This window comes from Ahniella affigens, from assembly GCF_003015185.1.
Taxonomy (GTDB): Bacteria; Pseudomonadota; Gammaproteobacteria; order Xanthomonadales; family Ahniellaceae; genus Ahniella; species Ahniella affigens.
Window position 1 is genome coordinate 489,718 of sequence record NZ_CP027860.1, and the last position, 23,764, is coordinate 513,481.

The following is a 23,764-nucleotide window of genomic DNA, read 5'->3' on the forward strand; positions in this document are numbered from 1 at the left end:
ATTTACCGCGGCGCCAACGTCACGCGTCGCGATTCTTCGCGCGCATGACCCGTGCTTTCTCACGCTCCCACTCGCGCTCTTTCAGGTCGTCGCGCTTGTCGTGTTCCTTTTTGCCCTGGGCCAGGCCGAGTTCGATCTTGACGCGGTTGTTCTTCCAGTACATGGCGGTCGGGATCAGCGTGTAGCCCTTGCGCTCGACTTGACCGACCAGGCGGTCGATCTCGCGCCGGTGCAGTAGCAATTTGCGCGTTCGGCGTTCTTCCGGAAACACATGGGTGGACGCCGAGCTCAGGGGCACGATCTGGGCACCGAACAGGAACATTTCGCCGCCTTTCAGAATGGCGTAGCCGTCGCCCAGGTTGCAGCGACCGGCGCGCAACGCCTTGACCTCCCAGCCTTCCAGAGCCAATCCCGCCTCGATACGTTCGTCGAAGCGATATTCGTGCTTGGCGCGCTTGTTTAGGGCAATGGTGCTGTCGCCCTTGGCGCCTTTCTTGTCGTCCTTTTTCTTGTTCATAGATCCTTCCTGGCGATTGACAGCGATCGGTCGGCACCTGGCAAACAAGCGTCACAGGCGGCTTCAACCAACCAGTCCGGGGTCGTTCGAGCAGCTGACGCCAGAGCCCTAGGCCTTGGCTTACCGGGCGTTCCGGGTCGCAATCGCGGTACTATTCTTGCTGGTTTTGCTGCTTCCTGAAAGGTTTTTGCTTGAGTCGGATCGAACGCTCTGCCCTGATTGCCCAGCCGGCCGGCCGCATGTTCACCCTGGTCAACGAGGTTGAAGACTATCCACGCCTGTTTACCTGGTGCCAGGCCGCGCGCATTGAAAGCCGCAGCGACACTCAGATGCGCGCCCGTCTGGACCTGTCCTATCTGGGTTTTCGGGCGGGCTTTTCAACCGAGAACGAATTGGTGCCGGGTGAGTCGATCACGCTCAACCTGCTCGAAGGTCCGTTCAAGTCGTTACGCGGCCGCTGGCAGTTTTTGGCCCTGGGCGATGTGGGCTGCAAGGTCACCTTGAACCTGGACTTCGAGTTCGCCGGTTCGCTGATGGGATCCGCGCTGGCACTGGGCTTCCAAGGTTTGGCGGACCGATTGGTCGACGATTTCTCGCGCGCGGCCCGTAACCTACCCAAGGCTGCCTGATGCTGAGCGTGCAAATCGTCTATGCACTGCCTGATCGCGTCTGGCAGCAGACTCTGGTGGTGCCCGAAGGCAGTGTTCTTGCCGATGCGGTGCAGGCTTCAAATATGCTGGAGGCCTGCCCGGAGACAGGTGATTGGGCGACCCGAGTGGGCATTCACGGTCGGCGCGTGGCACCCGAGACAAAACTTCGCGATCAAGACCGAATCGAGATCTACCGGCCGCTCTTAATCGATCCCAAAGACGCGCGGCGCCAGAGAGCTTCCCGACTGCGTCACAAGCGCGCTTGAGCCGCATCCGGGGGAAGACTGGCTCCGGCACGACTGGCGAGGTGCTGAATGTATCGCTTGGAATGCCGGGGGCTATCCATCGAACATTGCTCAAGGCATTGTTCTTGCGGTTATTTCAGCGAAACCGTTGGGGCCAGTTCCGGCAGAGCGGAACATTGCTCGTTGTTCGAGCTGGGTCTCTGTGCTCAGGACAAAGCACCAAACCCACCCCGGATCAAATCCGGGATGCCGAAAGGCGAATTGGGAACCGCTGGGGAAATCGGTCCTACCTGCAATCCGAAATGAGTCGCGTTAGCCGTTGCTCTGGCCCGGCACGCGCCGACGGTTGTCTTCCGGCACGTTTTTCTGCAGCTCCTGCGAGGCGCGCAACAACTCGTCCTCGGCTTCAGGCTGCCAGTCGCCTTCGATGCGTTCGAGTGTGTCGTTCTCGAAATAAAGGCTCAAGGTCTTGATTTCGGCATCGTGGTGGCGCCGTCGGGTGCTCGTCAGGTAATCCCAACGATTCTGCTCGAACGGTGACGTCAGCTGAGGCGTGCCCATGACGAGCTCGACCTGACGCTTGGTCATCCCGGGCTTGAGCTGGTCGACCATGTCCTGGTCAACAAGATTGCCTTGGCGAATATCCATTTTGTACACCACTCCACAGGCGCTCAGGCTGAGAACCAGGGCAAGGCAAAGCAATCGAAGCATGTTGGTCACGATCGGTATGGCGAAAAAGAAGGGGATGATACACTAGCCACCGCAGCTACCCATGAGAGAAGTGGCGATGGAATCCCAGGATTTACGCAAAGCCGGCCTTAAAGTTACGTTACCCCGGATGCGGATTCTCGACATTCTGGAACGGTCATCCGGCCGTCACATGACTGCGGAAGACGTCTATCGCGAGTTGCTCGGCGCCAACGAAGACATTGGTCTGGCCACGGTTTACCGGGTTCTGACCCAGTTCGAACAGGCTGGGCTCGTCAAAAAGCACAACTTTGACAACGGTCAGGCCGTGTTCGAGATGGACCGTGGCGACCACCACGATCATATGGTGAATCTCGATTCGGGCGAGGTCATCGAGTTTTATGACCCCGAGATCGAAAAATTGCAGGCCCAGATCGCCGAAGCCCGGGGGTATGTGCTCGAAGATCACCGAATGGTGCTGTACGTCCGCGCCAAACCGGCGGCGGGCAAGGCCTGAATCGACCGCCAACTGCTCTGACAGCTGGTTCGGTTGCTGTCGGTCGGCTGGCCCGAAGGTGCCCAGCACGCATCTGGAATCGGCGGCCTAAACTCAGGCCGCTTTGCTACGTGATCTCATGCCGGGGTCCGTTTCCCACGTCCTTCTCGCAGAGACGATCTACGGCTGCCCCCGCAGGCCTTCGCGCCGGTAGGTGTCCCAGGCTGCGCGTTGCAACAAGAGCGCTGTGGCAGGCGGCAGTGGCGTGCGACTGCCGTTGGATTGCTCGATATAGCCGGGCAAGCCCTCGGGCGATTGCTGATAAACCGTGCAAAACACGCTGAGCGCCGCCACATAGCTGCCGAGCAAGGTCGGATGAAAGTCGTCGTTGCTGTAGAACGCCAATTCTGGATCCAGGGCCCAGGCCGCAAGCCAAGTCTCGCCCGCTGGCGCAAAGGCGCCTTGCACGGCGAGCGCCGCGTCGCGATAGCTGTCGCGCACGTCGCTGAAATACGCCATCCGGGACCGATCCGGCCAAACCATATACAACAAGGGCCGGCCGCCAGCGGCCCGGATCGGCCGGTCGAAGCGCTCGGTCCAGGTGCGGAGATAGATCTGGTTTTCGGGCAGCGAAGAGGGCCCTTGTTGCAGCACGACCACAGGATACCGACCGGCGGCAATCTCACGCGTGGCATTGCCGGCACGAAAATGGTCTTCGAGGCTGCTGCCGCCAATGGTCTGCGCGCGCGCGTCCAACTGCTTGCCAGCTTGCGCGGCCAGCCGGCTCAGTAACCCGGGCAAGTTGTTGCTACTGGTCAAACTGTTGCCGATGAAGAGCATGCGATCCTGCTGATTCAACAGCGGCGGTTCCAGATTGTTCACGGCAAACAGGAGCTTCAGGTCCCGTCCCGAAAACTGAATGGTGGCCCGGCGGAGATCCAACGCCGCATCAGCCACTGTGCTGTCATAGCCGGGGTCCTGCCACGCCAACTCGGGCGGCGCGATGCTGAGTTCGGCAGCACTGCGACTGCCAAGCCCAAGACTCAAACCGAACGTCAGGATCACCATTCCGACCAACTGGGCGACTTGCCGTGTTCGAAGCACTGCCCATGCCACGGCCAAAAGGAGCCCGATCAACGCTAAGGTGCCGAGGTCCCGTAGCGCCGGAACGCCAAGTGGATTGCCGGCGCTGGACAACCAGACGCCAGCAGCAGGTTCGGTGCGATCGGCAACCACATCATCTGCGGTCAGGCTGAATACTTGCGCCCGGAGCAGCGGCGCATCGGGCAACTCGCCGCGAGGGATCGACACGGCGATCTGATCAAAGCCGTGATCGCCGGCATTCAATTCGATGGTTGGGCTCGTGCTCGCGGCGCGCTGCAGTTGCCAGCCGTCGGGAGCACAAACAAACTGCTGCCAACTCGCCACTTGGGAGCCGGCGGTTTCGAGCGTGAGCTTCAGGCTCGCGGTACCGGCAGAACTGTCGCTCGAAAGAATGGCGCATTGCGCCGAGGCGCCATCTGGAACCGTCAGCGCCGCGACGAATCGATGGGCAGCAGCCGGCTCTGACACGGACACCAACAGAAGAAGACAGGTCGACAAACTGATCAAACGCAACATGGCAGACCGCCCGACGCGGTAGGACAGAGGGACCTCACCATGCCACAGCAGCGTGGCGAACACGTGGCCGAAGGCGCGATCAAGCGGCGATTGCATAGGGATGCAACAAGATCGGTTCACTCGCGGACCTATCAGATGCGCAACGGTCGCGTTGGCGTTTGGAATGACCAAAAAAACAACGCGCCCCGAAGGGCGCGTTGCCAAGAGCCAAGCTGCGATGGATCAGAACGCCTGCGTGTAACGAATGTACGGTGTGCGGCCGTATGCGTCATACAGGAAGAAGTTCCACGGACGACCACCGGTGGCCGAGTTCAGGTCCGGATACTTGTCGCCAACGTTCGTTGCACCGACTGCCAGCGTACCGTTCCATGGCGTCTTCCAGGTCAGCTGCAGATCGTGTGTGACATAGCTGCCAATCGCGACATTGGTGCTATCGCCATCCGTGCCACCGATCAGATTGCTGTTCAAGTTCACACCGAAGTCGCCCAGAGTCCAGGTGTTCAGCAGGCCGAGACGGAGGTCTGGCGTGCCGAAGGTGTCGATGAACTCCACGTTGTCGATCTTGAACGTGTTGATCCACGAACCTTGCAGACGCGATTGCAGTGCGCCAGCATTGCCGAAGTCAAAGTTGGTGCCGACCGAGAAGTCGACGCCTCGCGTCTCGACATCGCCTTCGTTCGTTTGTCCGCGGACCACGAGCACAACGCCGCCAGTCACCGGATCACGCTGCACCGAGAGACCCGGTGGCAGGGCAATGCCGTTGTTCTCGCGAGTGATCAGCGTCTGCGAGGTCAGCGCGGCAATACGGCCGTCGATTTCCGTGTTGTAGAAGTCCACCGTGATGTCCAACCACTCGAACGGATCCGCAGCCAGACCCAGCGAGTACTGACTCGACTGTTCGGAACTCAACTCCGGATTCGAAATGACCGTCGCATCAATCTGGATCTGCGGGTTCGTGGCGCAGTCAGTGCGGCCGAAGGCCTGGCAGGTGCGCAGGTCGATGACTGAGTCTGCCGAGAACGCCGCAGAGGTGGTCAGCGCTGGCAGCGTCGGCGCTGCGAAGCCCTCGCCGTAAGAACCACGGAACGTCAGCTGATCCATCGGCTGCCAACGGAATGCGATCTTCGGGGCGAAGTCGGAGCCGTAGTCCGAGTACTTGTCAAAGCGGCCAGCCGCGGTGACTTCCAACGTGTCGGTGATCGGGAACAACCATTCGAAGAAGGCCGAACGGATGCTGCGATCGCCGCCAGCGGTGTTGCCCGAGGCGCCTTCGATTTCACCCGCAGATTGCAGGGAATCGTAAACATCGGCGTATTCTTCCGACCGCCATTCCAGACCGACGGCCATCGACGACGCACCGCCACCCATTTCAAACAGATCAAACGCGGCTGTACCGAAAACTTCCTGACCAAACCAGGTCGCATCGCGATTGGTCGTTGCCGAGATCGAGTTCAGCGTGTTGCGATCGGCTGCAAACGGATTGCGGAGATCGTAGAGACCTTGAGCAATCGACTGCTCAGCTAGGCGGCGAACGATGAAATTGCGGCCGAGTTCGTAGGCCTGGTTCTCGTACTGGCGGGCACCGAACTCCAGATCCACGGTGTCGGCAACCCGACCCTTGAAGCCGACCATCAAGTCATAGGCGTTTTCGTCGGTGTTGGTGTCGCGCGGGCCAACGGCGGCAAAGCGATGCCGCACGAACGCACCCCGACCGTCGCCTGGCACCGGATCGTTTGGCGAGCCTTCCGGTACGAACACTTGGCCTGGTGTTGGTGCGTAACGGCCGAACGACTCATTGCGCGTCACGGACGCCTGGAAATAGGTCGACCAGTCATCGTTGATCTGATAGTCGCCCGATGTGAACAAGGCGGACGTGGTGGCCGACGCTTCGTTCGCGGCAATTGCGTTGAAGTTGAACGAGCAGGTGTCGCCCGCGCCGCCCGGATTGGTCTGGAAGAACAGATCTTGTGGGCCACCAGTGCCCAAACCGGAGCCGCTGCAATCAAAGCCCGGCATCGGAATGAACGCGCCAGTTGGCGCCGTGCCGGCGGCATTGGCCAAACGGTAGTTGTTGCCGAAGGTCGACAGACCGAGGGCGTTGCCGCCAATCTGATCGCGGGTGAAGATCATGCCGCGCTTGTTGTACGACACGGTCGCCAGCACGCGACCACGATCGCCAGACGCGCCGAAGGTCACCGAGCCACCTTCGATGTCGCCGCCAGTCACCGCCGGATTGCCCGTGGTGTAACTGATCTCAGCGCCTTGGAAATCCTTGCGCGTGATGATGTTGACGACGCCACCGATCGCGTCCGAGCCATAGATGGCGGACGCGCCATCAGACAGGATTTCGATACGCTCGACGGCGCCGACCGGAATCAAGTTGAGGTTCGCATTGGCGCCGGTAAACGGGCTCTTGGCGACGCGACGGCCGTCAATCAGCACAAGTGTGCGCTGCGAGCCAAGACCACGCAGGTCGATGTCGGAGTTTGACTGACCCGATGATCCCGATTGTGGGCGGAAGTTGCCGAACGATGCAAACGTGGAGTCGCGCAGCAGTTCGGCGACCGAAATGTCGCCCGAGGCATCGATCTGGGCGCGGTCGATCACTTGCACCGGCAGCGCGCCCTCCAGATCTGCGCGTTGAATGCGCGAACCGGTGACGACGATCGTTTCGAGTGATTTCGAATCTTCGTCGGACTCGTCCTGGGCAAACGCTGGTGCGGCCAGCACGCCCAAGCTCGCCGTCAAAAGCGACCAGCGAATGGCATTAGATAGAAAACGTGTTTTCATGGGGTGGAATCCTGAATTCGTTAAGTGCGCGTTATCGCACGCAGAGACGATACGGGCCCGCATGCGCGGATTCTTTGCCGTTCTTGGTTGATCACTTGGCATTACCTGCTGTGCATGCCGGTTTGATCGCGCCGATACGGAGGCACGCGAGACGAAAGTCGTCGAACGAGACGTTCAACGACTAATCCGAAACGTGGATCGCGCTCAGGATTCGCCGAATAGCCGGTTCAATGCCACTCTGGGCTCGGCGGCGACATCGAAGTTCAGCCAAGACAACAGCAGTTGCGTGCCCAGAATGATCGGTAGCGCGGACAGCATGACCGTGCCGGCGCTGGCAAGCTGGTTGGACGCGATCGATTGCCACCAGGAATACGTACCGAATGCGAGACCGAAGCTACTCAAGAAGAGACCGAGGAGTAATTCCACGGACGCCAGTGAGAAGCCGCGCACAAAGTAGCTGTAGACCACGCGTCGACCAAGGTTACGCACATGGTTGACGAAGAACGGCAATACCACCTGCAACGGTCGCAGGCTCGACTGCTCGTCGGCATAGATGGCGCGCATCGGAAAGTCGCAGACCACCGCACGAATCTGGTTGAGGTGATACAGCATGTCCGATTCGAAGAAATACCGACGGGCGATGCGGGTTAGCGGCAGGCGCTTCAGGGCGGTGCGGTGGATCGCCGTAAAGCCGTTGGTCGGGTCAAAACTCTGCCAGTAACCCGAGGACAGCTTGGTCAGAAATGACAGCGCTGCGTTGCCGAACAGGCGCACTTTGGGCATGGGGCCGAGGTCACCCAATGCATGAAAGCGATTGCCTTTGCTGTAGTCGGCCTCACCCTTCACGATGGGATGAATGAGTGCGGGAATCAGTGCAGGATCCATTTGCCCGTCACCGTCCAGTTTCACCACGATGCTCGCGCCGGCATCGATCGCAGCCTGGTAGCCTGAGCATACGGCGCCACCTACGCCCTGGTTCTCCGGCAGCGTGATCACGCGCACGCGCGGGTCGGAAACCTGTTCGGTGACCAACTGACCGCTGCGCTCGGGGCAGGCATCATCAACCACAAAAATCACATCGACCTCTGGGCCAATGCCGGCCAGGACGCCCAGAATCTTGGCGCGGACGCGATAGCTTGGAATCACAACTGCAATCACAGCGGGCGCTCGTTCGGGATGAGGGTTGGATGTGCAGTAGCCATTGCGTCAGCGGACATGGAGTCAGATTGATCGACGAAGAATCGTAGCAAAAGCGCGACGCGGTGCCGCATCGGAGGCCATCAAAACAGCCTAAGTTCCGCCGCATGATCATGGCGGCGCGCACTGTCGGGGCGCAGCCACGCTTTGGCCGCCAGAATGTCGAGCGGATTGTCGGCAGTGTACGTTTGCACCTGGACTTCCCATTCTTTGGTGCCATCGGGCAGCAATGCACTGGTCTTGAATTTGAGCTCATGACCGGCACCGCAAAAGTTCACCTGCGAATCGAGCTTCCGTTCGCCAAAGTCACCCCGTGCCACGTGATTGACGGCGACGCCCCAGCCCTTCTTGCCGCAGCGCAGTGTGATTTCAGCGGCGCCAACCGCCGGTATTGCCGGATCGACCGGGAAGCGCTTGATCAGGCCGGCTTGATCGGGGAGCACAATATCCGGCGCCACTTGCAGGTCAGCGGCGGGCCAGCGGAGCCGATAAAGCATTGCTGCGCCTTGGCTGTCCAGCCATTCGCCACGCTGTGCGAGCGCTGCCATCAGCGCTGGGCTCGCGAATTCCGGGCGGATCAGCACGTGATCGACACCGAGTTCGTTGAAGTATTCCAGATACGCCTGGCCGCTCGTGTCGGCTTCCATAACGGGCATTCGCGCCCAGTAGTCGGCGGCGTACCAGGACAACGTGTGGCCGCGACCGGCAAGCTCGGCGACATTGGGATTGGTGCCTGCGAACACTGTCGCGTAGGGACCGAGGCGCGTGCGCCACCCATCCAGCAGCAAGCGCTCTGGCGCAGCCGTGCGCAGCAGGCTGTTCCGATAGTGGTGGAGCCCCTGACGCAGGACTTCGCTTACCGTGCCTTGGCGCAACGGCGGTGCCGACTGGCACTGAAAATACAGATTCAGCACACACAATCCGACCACCAAGGTCTTGCTCAACCATTCTGGACGCAGACGCGACAATACGACCGTCAGTACAACGCCCAGCACGGCCAATGCCGGCAATAGATACCGCAGATACTGCATCTGCACGAACAGGATGATGACGCCAGCAAGGCCAACGCAAAGCAGCGGTCTCAGACGGCGATCAAATAGCGCGAGCAGCAAGAGCCCCGACAAGCCCAACCACTGAAATCCGAAGGTTCCATCCTCACTTTCCATGAAGCGGCTGCTGTCGAAACTCATCTGATACAACACATCCCAGCTCAACAAGCCGTGATAAGTCGGATTGGTGAAGTTGGTCGGTGGCATCAGCGCCGACTGGAAGACGCTGTTGAACAACGGCAGCACCGGGTTGCCGGTCAGAATCCAGGCGTACGCGTAGCTGGAGCCACCAATCGCAATACCTACGGCAATGCCGATGAGCCACGGTTTGATCGCGAACGGACGCTGCCGAATCAGCCACCAGATCAGCAGTGGCGCCAGAATCGCAACGTTGCTGATTTTGAGCGCCAACAGAAAGCTGGACAACATCGCGGTGACCACGATGTGCCGACCCGGCGTGTTGCCCGGTTGGGCGAGGATGTGATCCAACAACGCCAGGACCACGGCCGTGCTGGCCAACTCGGTCTGCATCGAGTTGGTGCCCATATGAAACAGCGGCACACTGAAAAAGAGCGCGCTGCCCAAGAAAGCCCAGGCCGGACTGCAGTCCAGTCGACCCGCAACGCGCCAGAACAAACTGGCCCCGAGCAGCAGCCAAAGTGAGTTCAGCGCGCCGATCTCGTTCTGCCCGGACAGCATCATGACCACCGCATGCAGGACATCGTTGGCCCAAGGCGACACGGCCCATACCTGGTCGGTGACATTGAAGTGGTAGTGGCCGGATTCGATCAGTTGTGCTGGCAGCGCGAGGTGATAGACAACGTCGTCGCTCATCATCACAGGCAACCAAGCCGCGGTCGCAATCATTGCCAGAACAAACGCCAGAACCGTCACACTGAAGCTTGGCAGCGTGTCACCCGCCTGACGAATACTGGTGCGCCACGACGCCAAGGCATCGCGCAGCGCGTCACGGCGCCACAGAATCGGAATGGCCAGCATGGCGATGTAGCAAAGGCGGGTATGTACGGGATACGGCAGCAGCCAGCCGAGTAAGGCCGCCAGCATGGCGAGCCCCAGAATGACTTGAGTGGCCGTGCTGGTGTCGGCATCTCTGCTCAGAACGCGCGAACCCAAGGCCAAGGCGGCCGCGGCGAGGGCGATGACGCACAGCACTGGCCCCAGATTGAGTCCGGCGACATGGATACCGGCCATGGCCAAGCACCAGGCAATGACCCAGGGCAAGCGAAGCAGGAATCGAAGCGGCAACGCGAGCGCCAAGCCACCCAGCGCGAGCCACAGCAAGTCTCGGAATCGGTAAGCCGGCAGCGCGGCGTACAGATCGACCGTCATCAAACCAAAGACACAAACGCCGACGCCCGCGGCCAGCAGCAGCCATACCGCGATGGTCGTGTTTGAGCTTGGCGTTTGCAGGGCAGTGTTGCGGGAGGTCATGGCGCCTTTGCGTGGGTCAGCGAACCGCAGATGGTATCGAATCGCCGGCCTGCGAAACGCACGGTTTTCGGCTGGATGCGGCAGCGACTGGACTTTGGCGCGCCAAATGGCCCGCGGTGTCCAGCTCTCGGGACAGACGCGCAGTGTCCCGTGGCCGGATGTCGGCAGGCCGTGGCCCAAGCGTCCAGTCCGGTATGGCGTCGGGGAGGCATGCGCTGCAGTGCCGTGGGGAGTGCTGGTGCCGCCAGGAGGATCAAACACTTGCAGGCCGTGCTTCGGTGGATAGGCCTGTCCGTGCTGCCTCGGCGCATGGTCACGAACCGTCAACGATTGCTGCCCGCAACCGCGCACTTCTGCACTTCTCTGGCTGGTACGAAAGCCGATAACATGGCGGTTTACCTGTTGGAGCCCGTTCATGAGCATGCAATACCCTGAAAAAATCTGGCACAACGGCGCCATTAAGAACTGGGCCGAGGCCACCACCCATGTCATGGCCCATGCCATCCACTACGGGTCGTCGGTGTTCGAAGGGGTGCGCTGCTATGACACGCCGAACGGCCCGGCCATCTTTCGGCTGCAGGATCATCTCAAGCGGTTTTACACCTCGGCGCACATCTACGACATGCCGGTTCCATTCGATCGGGCGCAGCTGACGCAGGCCTGCAAGGACGTCATTCGCGCCAACAACTTCGGCAAGTGCTATTTGCGCCCGGTCGCGTTTCGTGGCCTCGGCGGCTTTGGTCTGAGCGCCGATTGCCCAACGGACGTCGCGGTCGCCGTATGGCAGATGGGCGAGTACCTCGGTCAGTCGGCCACGGACACGGGCATCGATGCGATGGTCTCAAGTTGGAACCGGCCGGCACCGAACACGATTCCGACGGGCGCCAAGGCCGGCGGCAACTATTTGTCCGGACAGCTGATTGCCCGCGAGGCGCGTCGCCTCGGTTTTGGCGAAGGGATCGCGCTGGCTTCGACCGGATTGCTGTCGGAAGGCGCCGGCGAGAATCTGTTCCTGGTGTTCGACGGCAAGCTCTACACCACGCCGGTGTCGGCGGCCATTCTGAACGGGATTACCCGCAATACCATCATGGTGCTCGCCAAGAGCATGGGCATTGAAGTCATTGAACAGGATCTGCCGCGCGAGTATTTGTATCTCTGTGACGAACTGTTCATGTGTGGGACCGCGGTCGAGCTGACGCCGATTCGCAGCGTGGACGGCAAGAAGATCGGCTCTGGCGAGCCCGGCCCCTTGACCCGCAAAATGCGTGAGGCGTTCTTTGGCCTGGTCAAAGGCACCGCGCCCGACCCGCACGGTTGGCTGGAATATCTCTGAGCACTGAGTCGTCCGCATGTTGAAGTCGATCTTCGTCAAGGATTTCGCGATCATCGATCGGGCCGAAGTCGCCCTGTCAGCCGGTATGACCGTCCTGACGGGCGAAACCGGCGCCGGCAAGTCGCTGCTCGTCGATGCATTGCTGCTGCTGACCGGGGCCCGGTCGGATGCCAGCATGGTGCGCCATGGTGCCGAGCGCGCCGAGTTGCACGCCGAATTCGAAGTGGCCCCCGATCACGCGGCGCGGCTATGGTTGCAGGAACAGGAACTTGATGATGACGAGGGGCTGCGGCTCCGGCGCATCATTCGCGCCGATGGCAATTCCCGCGCCTACATCAATGACCGGCCGTGTTCGTCGGCGCAGTTGCGCGAACTCTGTGCCAGCCTGGTTGAGATCCACGGTCAGCACGAGCATCAGGCGTTGCTCAGCAAGACGCAGCAACTGCGGTTGCTCGATCGCTTCGGCCGACACGAGACCATGCTCACGCGTTTGGCGCAGGCGAGCGCGAGCGTGCACCAGCTGCAGCGGCAGCTGCAGGCGCTGGAATCGGCCGGGAGCTCGGATCCGGATCGGATCGAGTTCCTGAAATTCCAGTTGAAGGAATTGCAGCGCGATGGGCTCGGTGCCGAGCGGTTTCAGAAACTCGTCGACGACCACAAGCGAACCAGCAATGCGAGTCAGTTGCTCGATGGCTCCGCGCGTCTCGGCGAGCGCCTGGATGGCGACGAAGGCGAGTCGTTGCGAGCGCAACTGTCAGACGTTCGGGCTGAGCTGGAAAAGCTTGCGAGCCTGGATGAATCGCTCCATCCGGTGCTCGAACTGATTGACGCGGCGGATATTCAACTTGGCGAGGCGGCGGATGCCATTCGGCGGTACCGCGACCGCTTCGATCTGGATCCGGCCGAATTCGACAAGCTCGATCAACAACTTGCCCGAATCCATGAACTCGCGCGCAAACATCGCGTGGCGCCGAAGGAACTGCTTGATAAGGCCGAATCGATTGAGCAGGAACTCGCGCGGATCGAAGGTGCGAGTGGCGAGCGTGAACGTCTGCTGCTGGCATTGCAGCAAGCCGAAAAGCAATACAGCCAAACTGCCTCGGAACTGAGTCAGCTGCGTGCCGACAGCGCACGCCGGCTGGATGCCGCAGTCACCGCGATCTTGCACGAGTTGGCGATCGCGGGGGCGTTCACAGCGGCCCTGAGCACGCGCAGCGAGCATCAATTTGCGGCGTCGGGTCTGGAAGAGGTCGAGTTTCTCGTCAGTCCGAATCCGGGTCAGCCCGCGCGACCACTGCGCAAGATTGCGTCGGGCGGCGAACTGGCGCGCATCTCGCTGGCCATCGAAGTCGCCACAATCGGTGCTGACGAGGTGCCGGTCATGGTGTTTGACGAAGTCGATTCCGGCATTGGCGGCGCGACCGCCGAAGTCGTTGGGCGCAAACTGCGCGAGCTTGGCGAAGCGCGGCAAGTGTTGACCGTCACCCACTTGCCGCAGGTCGCGGCACTGGGGCACGCTCACTTACGCGTGGCCAAGAAGCAGGACGCCGGCCAAACGCGCACCCAGATCGAAGTTCTGACCGGCAAAAATCGCGTTGAGGAAGTGGCGCGGATGCTGGGCGGTATTCAGCTGACGACCGAGACCAAGGCGCATGCGTCGGCCATGCTGAAGGCGGCAGCGCGCTAGAGGCGCCTCGAGCAGTCCACTCGGGATTTTCAGACGCCCATCGAGTCCGGTATATGTCCGGACTCAGGGCCCCAGAATCAAGGGCTTACGGGTTCGAATCGCAGCACCCGAAAGAGGGCAGAGGGGCCATCCGTGGCCCACTCTGAGGCGCCGCCGCGTGCGGGGAGGGAACGGCGTCTGCAGTGTTACTCGGGAAATCCACCGAAACGTGATCACGCGGACGCACATTTTTTTCGCGGCGACCTGGAGCGGCGCCAGTTGCCCGGCTGACCGGGTCAACGTGAAGGATGGGTGGGTCCTGGTCTCACGATTCAGCACCGATGGTCAAACGAGTTCGATTGCGTTCGATGGTCTTGAGGCCAATGCCTTCGACATTCGCGAGTTGGTCGACCGACTTGAAGGCACCATGCTGCTGCCGGTACGCGACAATCGCCCGTGCTTTGGCAGGGCCAACGCCATCGAGCTCCAGCAGCTCGGTTTCCGAAGCAGTATTGATGTTGACCGGTCCCGAGGCCAGGGCGGCCCCGAACGGCAACCAGCAGGCAAGCAGGATTCCGAGACACCAGCGGATCAGGAATTCATTCATGGCCAAAGTATCGACGGCACAATGTGAATCGTCTTCGGGAAATTTCCGAATCTGACCTCAGAAATTTCTGAGTTGGCGAACAAATTGTGTCCGACTGGCATCGCCTCGAACTCTGGCTGCTCCAGGCCGCAGCGCCTAAGGGAACCCCACCGCGCCGAACGATCGTTTGCTTGCGATCCGTTTCCTTCCGCCCGTTGCGGCCCAGGAAAACAGCCGGTTACACTGGCTCACTAGCCGGAGAACTCATGTGAGCCAACAGGACAAAATCTACGCCTTCTGCGACGAGATCTGGGAACGCCAGATCATTCCGGAGCTGATCGAGTACATCAAGATTCCCGCGAAGAGCCCGGCGTTTGACGCGGGTTGGGTCGAACATGGTTACCTGAAGACGGCGATGGATCAGATCGAGGATTGGGTGCGCCGGCAGCCCATCACGGGCATGGTGGTCGAGCGCATTCAAATCGAAGGCCGCACGCCGCTTCTGTACATCGATATTCCGGGTAAGGGCGACGATACCATTCTGATGTACGGGCACATGGACAAGCAGCCAGAGATGATCGGCTGGAATGTCGATCTTGGTGCCTGGAAGCCCGTTCTCGCTGGCGACAAGCTCTACGGCCGTGGTGGTGCGGACGATGGGTACGCTGCGTTCGCGTCGCTGGCCGCCATCATGGCGCTGCACGAGCGCGGCATCGATCATTCGCGTGTCGTCGTCATCATAGAAGGCTGCGAGGAATCCGGTTCTTACGACCTGCCGTTCTACATCAACCATCTGGCGGACCGTATCGGCACGCCATCGCTCGTGATCTGTCTGGACTCTGGCTGCGGCAACTACGACCAACTCTGGCTGACCACGTCGCTACGTGGCTTGGCGGGCGGCACGCTGCGGGTGCGGGTGCTGGACGAAGGGGTGCATTCCGGCGATGCGAGTGGCATTGTGCCGAGCTCGTTCCGGATCGTCCGGGGTCTGCTCGATCGCATTGAAGATTCCAGTACTGGTCGGATCCGCGCCGAAGTGCTGCATGTCGACATTCCGGCTGAACGCAAAGTGCAAGCCCGCGAGGCAGCCGGCATTCTCGGTACCCATGTGTTCGATAAGTTTCCGTGGCCAAACGGCGTGCGGCCCATGAACGACGATCTGTCCGAGCTCGTGTTGAACCGAACCTGGCGTCCGACTTTGTCGATTACCGGCGCTGAAGGTTTGCCAGCGCTTGAAGACGCCGGCAATGTGCTGCGTCCGCAAACAGCGCTGAAACTCTCGGTGCGCCTGCCGCCGACCTTGGATCCACATGTCGCCTCCAGTCGCCTGAAGGAGCTTTTGGAAAAGGACCCGCCATACGGCGCCCGCATTGAGTTTGAAGTCGAGAAGTCGTCGTGCGGCTGGGCCGCGCCAAGCCTCGTGTCTTGGCTCGCTGATTCGGTCGACACGGCCTCCAAAGACTATTTCGGTCCGAAGTCGGCGGCGATGGGCGAGGGCGGCACGATTCCGTTCATGGGCATGCTGCAGGCGCGATTCCCGGATGCACAGTTCGTCGTGACGGGCCTCCTCGGGCCGAAGTCCAATGCGCACGGCCCGAATGAGTTCCTGCACATTCCGACAGGCAAGAAACTGACCGCGGCGATGGCGCGCGTCATGTCCGATCATTACATCAATCGCGGTTCACCGACGGTTGCCTGAGCGGGCGAGGCGGTACGCGCCTCGACGCCAGCAGAAAAACGCCCGCTTCGGGCGTTTTTCATTTTGGACACTCGAAACGATCCTGTCCGGATTCCCGCAGGATCTCGTTTCTCCAGGCAAGCGCCGCTGTGGCGCCCGTGATAGCCGTCTGGAGAACTCAAATGATTACTGCTTGTTGTCCGATCCGATGGCGCGCCTGGGCCTGCCTCGTGACGCTGCTGGCGTGGTGGCCGGGCGTCGAAGCGGCGCTTTACTGTGTCGACTCAGCCGAAACGATGCGCCAAGCGATTAATGGTGCGAAAGCGAGCCCGGGTGCCGATGAGATTCGCATGAAATCTGGAATCTATGGTCCGCCCATCGTGTCCGGTCCCGATGCCCAATACGACTTGACGTTGGCGAGCGGCAACGACTTGACGATCTCCGGCGGTTGGTCTGGTGCCAATTGCACGGCACAAACAAACGATGCGGCGCTGACGCTCATGGACGGCAATCAGCAGGATCGGATATTCGATATCGGGGTCAGCGGGGGTTCGTTCGGCGTGACCATTCGGATCAGCAATTTGATGCTGTTCCAAGGGCGCGATGTTGGCAATGTTGGCGGCTGCATGCGGATTCAGGGTTATCAAGGCGTTGGTGCCAATGTCTATCTCGAACGCCTGATCTTTGCCGAGTGCACGGCCGGTCAGCGCGGCGGTGCGCTTGCCGTGATCACACAGTCTGGGCATTTGCAGATCAAGGGCAATCGATTCGTGTTCAACACGGCGAATTCCGAGAGTGCCGCCTATCTGAACAACGTGTCGGGCAACACGTACTTCATAAACAACTCGGTGATCGGCAATACCACGCTGTCGCCCGTGTGGCCGGCGCTGACCACGGCTTGCAATCTGATCGACTACTGCCTGGTTGCGAACAACGTGTTCTGGAACAACGTCGATGCCAATGGAGCGAATCGGGACGCATCGCTGGTCGGTGGGCAGAGCCTGCATAACAACCGGCTCGATGCATATTCCGGCGTGCCGACTTCGGCGGCCAATAACATCAGTGCGGACCCGGGTTACCACAGTTTCAATGACTTCGACGTACATGCCGATTCGCCACTCAGGAATGCTGGCCGCAGCGACTTTCCCTTCGTTTCGCCGCCCAGCCTGGACCTGAAAGGCGTTGCCCGGCCCGGTGGCGCGGCCATCGACATTGGCGCGCAGGAGTTCAACGAGCCCGAAGGGCCTCTGTTCGCAAACCAGTTCGAATGATTTGGTTGGCGTTTTTGGTCGCACCGATGAAGCGCTTATTCGCGCATCAAACGGTCAGCGACGATGCGCGATTCTAATGACGACGCAGTGTGGCAAGTAGCCGCTCCCCAGCCCGCTCCCACTCGCGTGGGAGCGGGAGTCGGCGCCCTCCCCCGCGATCGCGGGGGAGGGCGTTACTTGCGGTCAGAATCGTCACCACCCGCAATCTTTTGGTTGGCGAAACCAATGGGTTTCGGTGTGATTGATGAGAGACTCTGATGACCTTACGCTTCGAACTGAAAGCTGCGCCAGATGCGCACTTCGCCGCCGACTCTCACGGCGACGATGCCATCATCATGCCGCTCCAGAATGGCCCGCAAGCGAAGCCGCGATTCGCCACAGCATGGCTCGCCTTGATCGACTTGAAGTTGGTCGGTGCGCTGACCGAGGTGATCATGGACATAACAGGCCAAAGCGCCCGCAGCGATCTCCGAAGCGCCTTGCTCGGATTGCTCCGAATCTGCAGCAAATACGCGTGAGGCGATGGTGTCGCCACCACGGGTCGGCAGCGCAAACACGCAACAACCGGCTAAATTCAGGCGCTGACACAGGCTTTGCAGAATCTCGGGTTCAACGACGACGTCAAGCAGGCTTACCTGATCTGGCACTGCGACCAGCAGATACGCGCTGCCACACTCGGCGCGGCACGGCAGCGGCACGCGCTTCCAGTGGTCGGCAGGCAGGTCCAGCGCATGCTGTACTTGCAGCAGCGTGACCGAGTCGCGCAGTACATGCGCATACTTCGCCGGCGGGAGCTTCAGAAACGCGCCATCCGACTCCAATAGCAAGTCGCTGACGCCCGACTCGGCTTGCGCGCGATGCCAGCCCAGATCAGCGGCACCCAGTTGCGGCAGTAGTGCCAGAGCAGCCACGGCGTTGTTCGATTGTGCGAAAGCTTCGCCGGCCGCGGAATAGCTCTGCAGTTCCCAGAGATCCGTTTGGCCACGACTGACAAAAGTTGTTGTCGGCAAACCCATCACTTGGGCAATACGCTGACGCGCGCTGGCTTCCAAGTGATCGGCACCGGCGACGACGGCCATTCGGGCGCCACCAATCTGACCTTCTGCGAAGGCTTGCACGACATGAACGGTATGAAGCATGGGACGCGCACTCCGGTGGTTCTAGTGGCGACAGGATGCCTGGGTTTGCCGGTCGGCAATACCGACGAAAGACAGGAATCCGGCAAGTTTCAAGGCGGCAGCGGCGGCGGCACCGAACTGGCCGTTCACGGCGCCGCAACCCGCTCGCAATGGGGTTCCACTACACTCGGCAGTCCTTCCCACGGTCCCGGAGACCCACATGACCATTCAAGTCGGCGAAACCTTGCCTACTGCCGTGCTGAACTATCTGAAAGACGGCGTGCAGTCCATCAATACGGCGGATCTGTTTGCCAATAAAACCGTGGTGCTGTTTGCCGTGCCGGGCGCGTTCACGCCCACGTGCTCGGCGAAGCACCTGCCGGGCTACGTCGACAAGCTGGACGAGCTGAAAGCCAAAGGCGTCGACACGGTGGCCTGCATGGCCGTCAACGACGCGTTTGTCATGGAAGCCTGGGCGAAGCACCAGAATGCGCCGGCCGACATCATGATGCTCGCCGATGGCAACGGTGCGTTCACCAAGTCACTGGGCCTGGAGCTCGACGCCACCGCGTTCGGCATGGGCATGCGCGCCAAGCGGTTTGCGCTGGTCGCCAAGAATGGCGTTGTCAGTCAGCTGTTTGTCGAAGCGCCGGGCGAGTTTCGCGTGTCGGCGGCTGATCACGTGCTCGCCAATCTGTGAGCAAGCGCCGCGCGCTGGTCACGGGCGGCTCCGGGGATCTCGGGGCCGCCATCTGCACTCAGCTGGCGGCAGACGGCCTGCATGTCATCGTGCATGCGAACGCCCAAGCCGCACGCGCGCAGGCGGTGGTCGATTCGATCAGCGCAGCCGGCGGCAGTGCGGAGGTGGTCGTATTCGATCTGACCGATGCCGAGGCGTGCCACGTGGCGATGGATGCGCTGCTTGCGGTTGCCCCGATTCAAGTGGTTGTGCACAACGCCGGCATCCACGACGATGCGCCAATGGCCGGCATGAGCTGGCAGCAATGGCAGCGGGTGATCGATGTGTCGTTGCACGGTTTCTTCCGAATTGTGCAGCCAGCACTGCTGCCGATGGCACGTACCCGATTCGGCCGAGTGCTCGCGATCTCATCGGTTGCCGGCATGATTGGCAACCGCGGCCAGACCAATTACGCGGCTGCCAAGGCTGGTTTGCACGGCGCCGTGTTGTCGTTGGCCCGGGAGATGGGGTCGCGCGGGATTACGGCGAATGTCGTGGCGCCTGGGCTCATCGAAGGGCGCATGAGCCAAGACAGTTTCAGTCCGGAGCAGATTCGCCAGATCATTCCGGCCCAGCGTGCTGGCCGGCCGGAAGAAGTAGCGGCGGTCGTACGCTTTTTGGCCTCGGAGGCGGCGTCCTATGTCAGCGGCCAGATAATCGGCGTGAATGGCGGGATGGCCGGCTGACTGCGGATTTCTGCGTCTTCGTTCATGGAAATCAAAGAGATAGCCGCGTGTTCAGGAATCTCACCAAATTCGGCGACGATCCACCGATCCGCGTCTGATAAACTGATCCACCGGCGTCCCACTTTTGGGATGCCTAGTCTGTCGCCTGGAAAAAACCCTTTATGCACACCCTCTGGGATCGCTGTCTGGCGCGTTTGGACGCGGAATTCAGCGAACAGGACATCCTGACCTGGTTGAAGCCTTTGCAGGTGCGCGAGGAGCCCGGCGTGCTGCGCCTGTTGGCGCCCAATGCGTTTGTGCTGGAGAGCGTGCGCGAGCGCTTCCTCGAACGTATCCAAGAGATCAGCAATTTTCTCGCCGAGGAAGTCGTTGACGTGCGTCTCGAAGTGGGCTCGCTGGCCAAACCAAAGCCGGCGCCAAAGCCGGAGCGGCCCAGAGCTGAGGTCGTGGCGTCGATCCCGGACGACTTTGAGAGCAATCTGGACAATCACTACACCTTCGACAACTTTGTCGAGGGCAAGTCGAATCAACTGGGACGTGCGGCCGCTTTTCAGGTTGCGATGAATCCCGGTCGGCGCGAATCCAACCCGTTGCTGCTTTATGGTGGCACCGGCTTGGGCAAAACCCATCTGATGTATGCCGCCGGCAACTTGATGCGCCGGAACCGCCCCGGTTTCAAGGTGCTGTATCAGCGATCCGAGCAGTTCTTCAGCGACATGATCAAGGCGCTGAATGCCAAGAATATGGATGACTTCAAATCGCGCTATCGCTCGGTCGATGCGCTGCTGATCGACGACATCCAATTCTTCGCCGGCAAAGATCGTACCCAGGAAGAGTTCTTCCACACCTTCAACTCGCTATTCGAGTCGAACCAGCAAATCATCCTGACTTGCGATCGCTACCCGAAGGAAGTCGAGAACATGGAGCCGCGCCTGACCTCGCGTCTGGGCTGGGGATTGCCAGTGGCCATCGAGCCACCGGATTTCGAGACGCGCGCCGCGATTTTGCTGAAGAAGGCCGATCAAAAAGGTTTGAAGCTCAGCGAAGAAGTGGCCTACATGATCGCGCGCCGAATGCGCTCGCACGTGCGCGATCTGGAAGGTGCGTTGAACACACTGTCTGCCCGCGCGCATTTCACCGGTCGCGCCGTGTCGATCGAGTTTGCGCAAGAGGCACTGCGTGACTTGCTGACCGTGCAGGAGCGTGCGCTCAGCATCCCCAATATCCAGAAAGTCGTGGCTGACTACTCGCAGCTCCGCGTTGCCGATTTGCTCTCAAAGCGACGAACCCGGCACTTGGCGCGCGCGCGCCAATTGGCGATGGCGTTGACCAAGGAGCTGACTACGCATTCGTTGCCCGAGATCGGCGACGCATTTGGTGGTCGCGATCACACCACCGTGCTGCATGCGTGCCGATTGATCGCCGAACTGCGCGAGACCGATGGCAAGACGCGTGAAGACTGGGACAAGCTGATTCGTGCGTTGACGTCGGGCTGATCGGCGCTTTGAGGCCTGGGGCACATGCGGATCCGGAACTACTGGCGCGATCGAGACGCAATGCATTCGGGCTTGATTGGTTTGGCCGCATTGCTGACCAGCGGCGGCCTGCTGTATGCCTATTATGCCTATCGGGTTTGGCGCACCGCTCGCCGCGCTTCTAGCGAGGCCGGTCGTGCCGATGCGGTGCTGGTATTTGGCAAACGAAGCCCGGATGGCGCGCCCGATGCCGATCTTGAGCACCGTCTCCGGCGCACGTTGGCGGTGTTGGGACAGGATGCGTCGGGCCAACCGTCGCTCTATTTGCTCGGTGGTCGCACGGGCGGGCTCGAGAGCGAGGCCACACAGATGTTCCGCGCGTTGCAGGCGCGCGGGTTGCCGGCCAACGTTGCGGCGATTCTCGAAGATCAGAGCCAAGATACCCTGCAGAATCTGCGGCACGCGCGTGAACTGATGCGTACCAACGCCCACGAGCACGTGCTACTGATCAGCAATCGGTATCACCTGGCTCGCGTCAGCCTGTTGGCGCGCAATCTCGGAATCATGCATCAAGTGATTGCCGCCGAGAGCGATCATTCGATCGCGACCATCGGCGCCGGCAATGTGCTCCGCGAGGCCGTGTTCCTCATGTGGATCGACATCGGTACACGCTACGCCCGCGGTATGGGCTTCAAGCGCATGCTCGCGCGGGTCACTTAGGGAGGGTCTGAATTAGTCCGTCCTGGACGTTTCAGACCCGCCCTGACGGTGTTGGGTCAGTACCCCGCTGCCTGACCATCCTTGCGTGACTCACTCGCGCCCGCGTAGACGTTGTTCGGCAGTCGTTGAATCGCCTGATAGCCGCCGTAGGGGCCGTCGGCGAACTGGATCTTGTGGCCGCGGCGCATCAGGCTACGGATCACTTCCGGGGCGAATCCATGCTCCAGATTCACGATGCCGCCATCGAGCATCGGCGTGTTCTGGCCCGCAGGTTCGGTTGAACCATCATGTTGAATGCGCGGTGCGTCACCAGCTTCCTGCAAGTTCATGCCGAAATCGATCAGGTTCATCAGAATTTGCACGTGACCCTGCGGCTGCATCGCACCACCCATGACGCCAAAGCTCAGCCAGGGCGCCCCGTCTTTCAACACGAATGCCGGGATGATCGTGTGGAACGGTCGCTTGCCTGGCGCGAAACTGTTGGCGTGGCCCGGTTTCAGGACGAACTGTTCGCCGCGATCTTGCAAGATGAAGCCGAGCCCGGGCGGGGTCATGCCGGAGCCCATGCCGCGATAGTTCGATTGAATCAGGGACACCATGTTGCCGTCGGCATCAGCGGTAGTCATGTAGATCGTGTCGCCTTCATTGAGCGCTTTCGGTTCGCCAGCGGCCACCTGCAGCGCTGCCTTCGGTTGGATCAGGGCGCGGCGCGCGGCGGTGTAGTCCGCACTCAGCAACGCCTCGACGGGGGTCTTGGCAAATGCCGGGTCGGCATAGAATTTGGCGCGGTCCGCAAACGCGAGCTTCTTCGCCTCCACAAACAGATGAATATGCTCAGCGCTGCCAAACGGGATCTGGCTGAAGTCGTAAGGCTCAAGCAATTCGAGCATCTGCAGCGCCGCCAAACCCTGGCCGTTGGGCGGCAGCTCATAAACGTCGTAACCGCGGTAGTTCGTATGAATCGGGGTGACCCATTCGCCGTGATGATCGGCGAGGTCCGCCTCCGTCAGAAACCCGCCTTGTTCGGCCATGTATCGGGCAATCGTTGCTGCTGTTTCGCCGCGATAGAAGCCGTCCCGACCGTTTGCCGCAATGCGCTGCAAGGTGCGTGCGAGGTTCGGGTTCTTCCAAATCTCGCCAGTCTTGGGCGCCCGACCATCGATTGTGAATTGCTCTTTGAACCCCGCATAGGGCGAGAGCCTGGGCACCGACGCGCCCCAGTAATACGCGATCACATCGGAAACCGGAAAGCCTTGCGTGGCGTATTGAATGGCGGGCGCGAATAGTTGTTTACGCGGTAGTTTGCCGAAGCGCTGATGCAGCGCCATCCAACCATCGACGGCTCCCGGCACTGTGACGGGCAATGGGCCAAAGCTTGGCACGTCTTGCAGGCCACGCTTTTCGAACTCAGCCAGGCTCAGCGACTTCGGCGAGCGGCCCGAACCGTTGTAGCCGTAAAGTTGCTGGGTCTTGGCATCCCAAACGATCGCGAACAAGTCGCCGCCCACGCCATTGCCGGTCGGCTCCATCAGCCCCAGGGTTGCATTCGCGGCGATGGCTGCATCGATCGCATTACCGCCGTCGCGCATGATCTGCAATGCCACCTGCGTGGCCAAAGGCTGGCTGGTCGCGGCCATCGCGTGTGGCGCATAGACCACCGAGCGGGTACTGAACGCGCGATCGGTCAGGCGGTCGGCGGCTGATGCGCTGACGGCGACGAGACAGAGGCAGAACAAGATGGATTGACGCAACATGGCACGGACTCCCTGGACTGGTTACCGATGAGGAA

The 23,764-nt window shown here is 60.9% G+C and carries 20 protein-coding genes; 11 read left to right on the forward strand and 9 right to left on the reverse strand.

Annotated features, from left to right (window positions below; all coding sequences use genetic code 11):
* Nucleotides 1-19: 19 nt before the first annotated feature.
* Nucleotides 20-517 carry an SsrA-binding protein SmpB gene (gene smpB / locus C7S18_RS01765; protein ID WP_106889922.1) on the reverse strand — a complete coding sequence of 166 codons (498 nt, stop codon included), beginning with the start codon at nucleotides 515-517 and terminating at the stop codon, nucleotides 20-22.
* 191 nt (nucleotides 518-708) lie between these two features.
* Between smpB and C7S18_RS01770 the strand changes: the two genes are divergently transcribed.
* Together C7S18_RS01770 and C7S18_RS01775 are read left to right on the forward strand one after the other, a co-directional pair.
* A complete protein-coding gene (locus tag C7S18_RS01770) occupies nucleotides 709-1,146 on the forward strand; it encodes a type II toxin-antitoxin system RatA family toxin (RefSeq protein ID WP_106889923.1) in 438 nt (145 codons plus the stop codon).
* Nucleotides 1,146-1,433 carry an RnfH family protein gene (locus tag C7S18_RS01775; RefSeq protein ID WP_106889924.1) on the forward strand — a complete coding sequence of 96 codons (288 nt, stop codon included), beginning with the start codon at nucleotides 1,146-1,148 and terminating at the stop codon, nucleotides 1,431-1,433. Before C7S18_RS01770 ends, C7S18_RS01775 begins: the two co-directional genes overlap by 1 nt.
* A 291-nt stretch (nucleotides 1,434-1,724) precedes the next feature.
* On the opposite strand, the gene C7S18_RS01780 is transcribed toward C7S18_RS01775, so the two are convergent.
* Nucleotides 1,725-2,060: an outer membrane protein assembly factor BamE gene (locus C7S18_RS01780; RefSeq protein WP_240623964.1), complete on the reverse strand. Its 336-nt coding sequence runs from the start codon at nucleotides 2,058-2,060 to the stop codon at nucleotides 1,725-1,727.
* 139 nt (nucleotides 2,061-2,199) lie between these two features.
* Here C7S18_RS01780 and fur point away from each other — a divergent pair, with 139 nt between their 5' ends.
* The gene (fur, locus tag C7S18_RS01785) at nucleotides 2,200-2,616 is read left to right on the forward strand and encodes a ferric iron uptake transcriptional regulator (RefSeq protein WP_206208016.1); all 417 of its coding nucleotides are present in this window, start codon (nucleotides 2,200-2,202) and stop codon (nucleotides 2,614-2,616) included.
* 159 nt (nucleotides 2,617-2,775) lie between these two features.
* Here the strand turns inward: fur and C7S18_RS01790 are convergent, their stop codons facing one another.
* From C7S18_RS01790 to C7S18_RS01805, 4 genes are all read right to left on the reverse strand, one after another.
* A complete protein-coding gene (locus C7S18_RS01790) occupies nucleotides 2,776-4,215 on the reverse strand; it encodes a hypothetical protein (RefSeq protein ID WP_146151710.1) in 1,440 nt (479 codons plus the stop codon).
* 222 nt (nucleotides 4,216-4,437) lie between these two features.
* Nucleotides 4,438-7,005, reverse strand: a complete 2,568-nt coding sequence (locus C7S18_RS01795) for a TonB-dependent receptor plug domain-containing protein (RefSeq protein WP_170113053.1) — start codon at nucleotides 7,003-7,005, stop codon at nucleotides 4,438-4,440.
* 204 nt (nucleotides 7,006-7,209) lie between these two features.
* Nucleotides 7,210-8,163, reverse strand: a complete 954-nt coding sequence (locus tag C7S18_RS01800) for a glycosyltransferase family 2 protein (RefSeq protein WP_106889929.1) — start codon at nucleotides 8,161-8,163, stop codon at nucleotides 7,210-7,212.
* A gap of 122 nt (nucleotides 8,164-8,285) precedes the next feature.
* A complete protein-coding gene (locus tag C7S18_RS01805) occupies nucleotides 8,286-10,703 on the reverse strand; it encodes a hypothetical protein (RefSeq protein WP_146151711.1) in 2,418 nt (805 codons plus the stop codon).
* 415 nt (nucleotides 10,704-11,118) lie between these two features.
* On the opposite strand from C7S18_RS01805, the gene C7S18_RS01810 reads away from it, so the two are divergent.
* Both C7S18_RS01810 and recN read left to right on the forward strand, forming a co-directional pair.
* The gene (locus tag C7S18_RS01810; RefSeq protein ID WP_106889931.1) at nucleotides 11,119-12,036 is read left to right on the forward strand and encodes a branched-chain amino acid transaminase; all 918 of its coding nucleotides are present in this window, start codon (nucleotides 11,119-11,121) and stop codon (nucleotides 12,034-12,036) included.
* A gap of 16 nt (nucleotides 12,037-12,052) precedes the next feature.
* The gene (recN, locus tag C7S18_RS01815; RefSeq protein ID WP_106889932.1) at nucleotides 12,053-13,723 is read left to right on the forward strand and encodes a DNA repair protein RecN; all 1,671 of its coding nucleotides are present in this window, start codon (nucleotides 12,053-12,055) and stop codon (nucleotides 13,721-13,723) included.
* 304 nt (nucleotides 13,724-14,027) lie between these two features.
* Here recN and C7S18_RS01820 read toward each other — a convergent pair whose 3' ends face one another.
* On the reverse strand, nucleotides 14,028-14,309 hold the full coding sequence (locus C7S18_RS01820; protein ID WP_106889933.1) for a ComEA family DNA-binding protein: 282 nt from the start codon (nucleotides 14,307-14,309) through the stop codon (nucleotides 14,028-14,030).
* A 247-nt stretch (nucleotides 14,310-14,556) separates the two neighbouring features.
* Between C7S18_RS01820 and C7S18_RS01825 the strand changes: the two genes are divergently transcribed.
* Nucleotides 14,557-15,987, forward strand: coding sequence for a M20 family metallopeptidase (locus tag C7S18_RS01825; protein WP_106889934.1), 1,431 nt, complete (start codon nucleotides 14,557-14,559; stop codon nucleotides 15,985-15,987).
* 161 nt (nucleotides 15,988-16,148) lie between these two features.
* Nucleotides 16,149-17,237, forward strand: a complete 1,089-nt coding sequence (locus tag C7S18_RS01830; protein ID WP_146151712.1) for a choice-of-anchor Q domain-containing protein — start codon at nucleotides 16,149-16,151, stop codon at nucleotides 17,235-17,237.
* A 263-nt stretch (nucleotides 17,238-17,500) separates the two neighbouring features.
* On the opposite strand, the gene C7S18_RS01835 is transcribed toward C7S18_RS01830, so the two are convergent.
* Nucleotides 17,501-18,376: a PhzF family phenazine biosynthesis protein gene (locus C7S18_RS01835; RefSeq protein ID WP_106889936.1), complete on the reverse strand. Its 876-nt coding sequence runs from the start codon at nucleotides 18,374-18,376 to the stop codon at nucleotides 17,501-17,503.
* A gap of 199 nt (nucleotides 18,377-18,575) precedes the next feature.
* Between C7S18_RS01835 and C7S18_RS01840 the strand changes: the two genes are divergently transcribed.
* The 4 genes from C7S18_RS01840 (at nucleotide 18,576) to C7S18_RS01855 (ending at nucleotide 21,975) form a co-directional block, all read left to right on the forward strand.
* Nucleotides 18,576-19,055: a peroxiredoxin gene (locus C7S18_RS01840; RefSeq protein WP_106889937.1), complete on the forward strand. Its 480-nt coding sequence runs from the start codon at nucleotides 18,576-18,578 to the stop codon at nucleotides 19,053-19,055.
* Complete coding sequence (gene fabG, locus C7S18_RS01845) at nucleotides 19,052-19,780, forward strand: 3-oxoacyl-ACP reductase FabG (protein WP_106889938.1); 729 nt, start codon at nucleotides 19,052-19,054, stop codon at nucleotides 19,778-19,780. The genes C7S18_RS01840 and fabG overlap by 4 nt, the downstream gene beginning before the upstream one ends.
* 161 nt (nucleotides 19,781-19,941) lie before the next feature.
* Complete coding sequence (gene dnaA, locus C7S18_RS01850; RefSeq protein WP_106889939.1) at nucleotides 19,942-21,276, forward strand: chromosomal replication initiator protein DnaA; 1,335 nt, start codon at nucleotides 19,942-19,944, stop codon at nucleotides 21,274-21,276.
* A 60-nt stretch (nucleotides 21,277-21,336) separates the two neighbouring features.
* Nucleotides 21,337-21,975, forward strand: a complete 639-nt coding sequence (locus C7S18_RS01855; protein WP_170113054.1) for a YdcF family protein — start codon at nucleotides 21,337-21,339, stop codon at nucleotides 21,973-21,975.
* A gap of 56 nt (nucleotides 21,976-22,031) precedes the next feature.
* On the opposite strand, the gene ggt is transcribed toward C7S18_RS01855, so the two are convergent.
* Nucleotides 22,032-23,729, reverse strand: coding sequence for a gamma-glutamyltransferase (ggt, locus tag C7S18_RS01860; RefSeq protein WP_106889941.1), 1,698 nt, complete (start codon nucleotides 23,727-23,729; stop codon nucleotides 22,032-22,034).
* Between the last annotated feature and the right edge of the window lie 35 nt (nucleotides 23,730-23,764).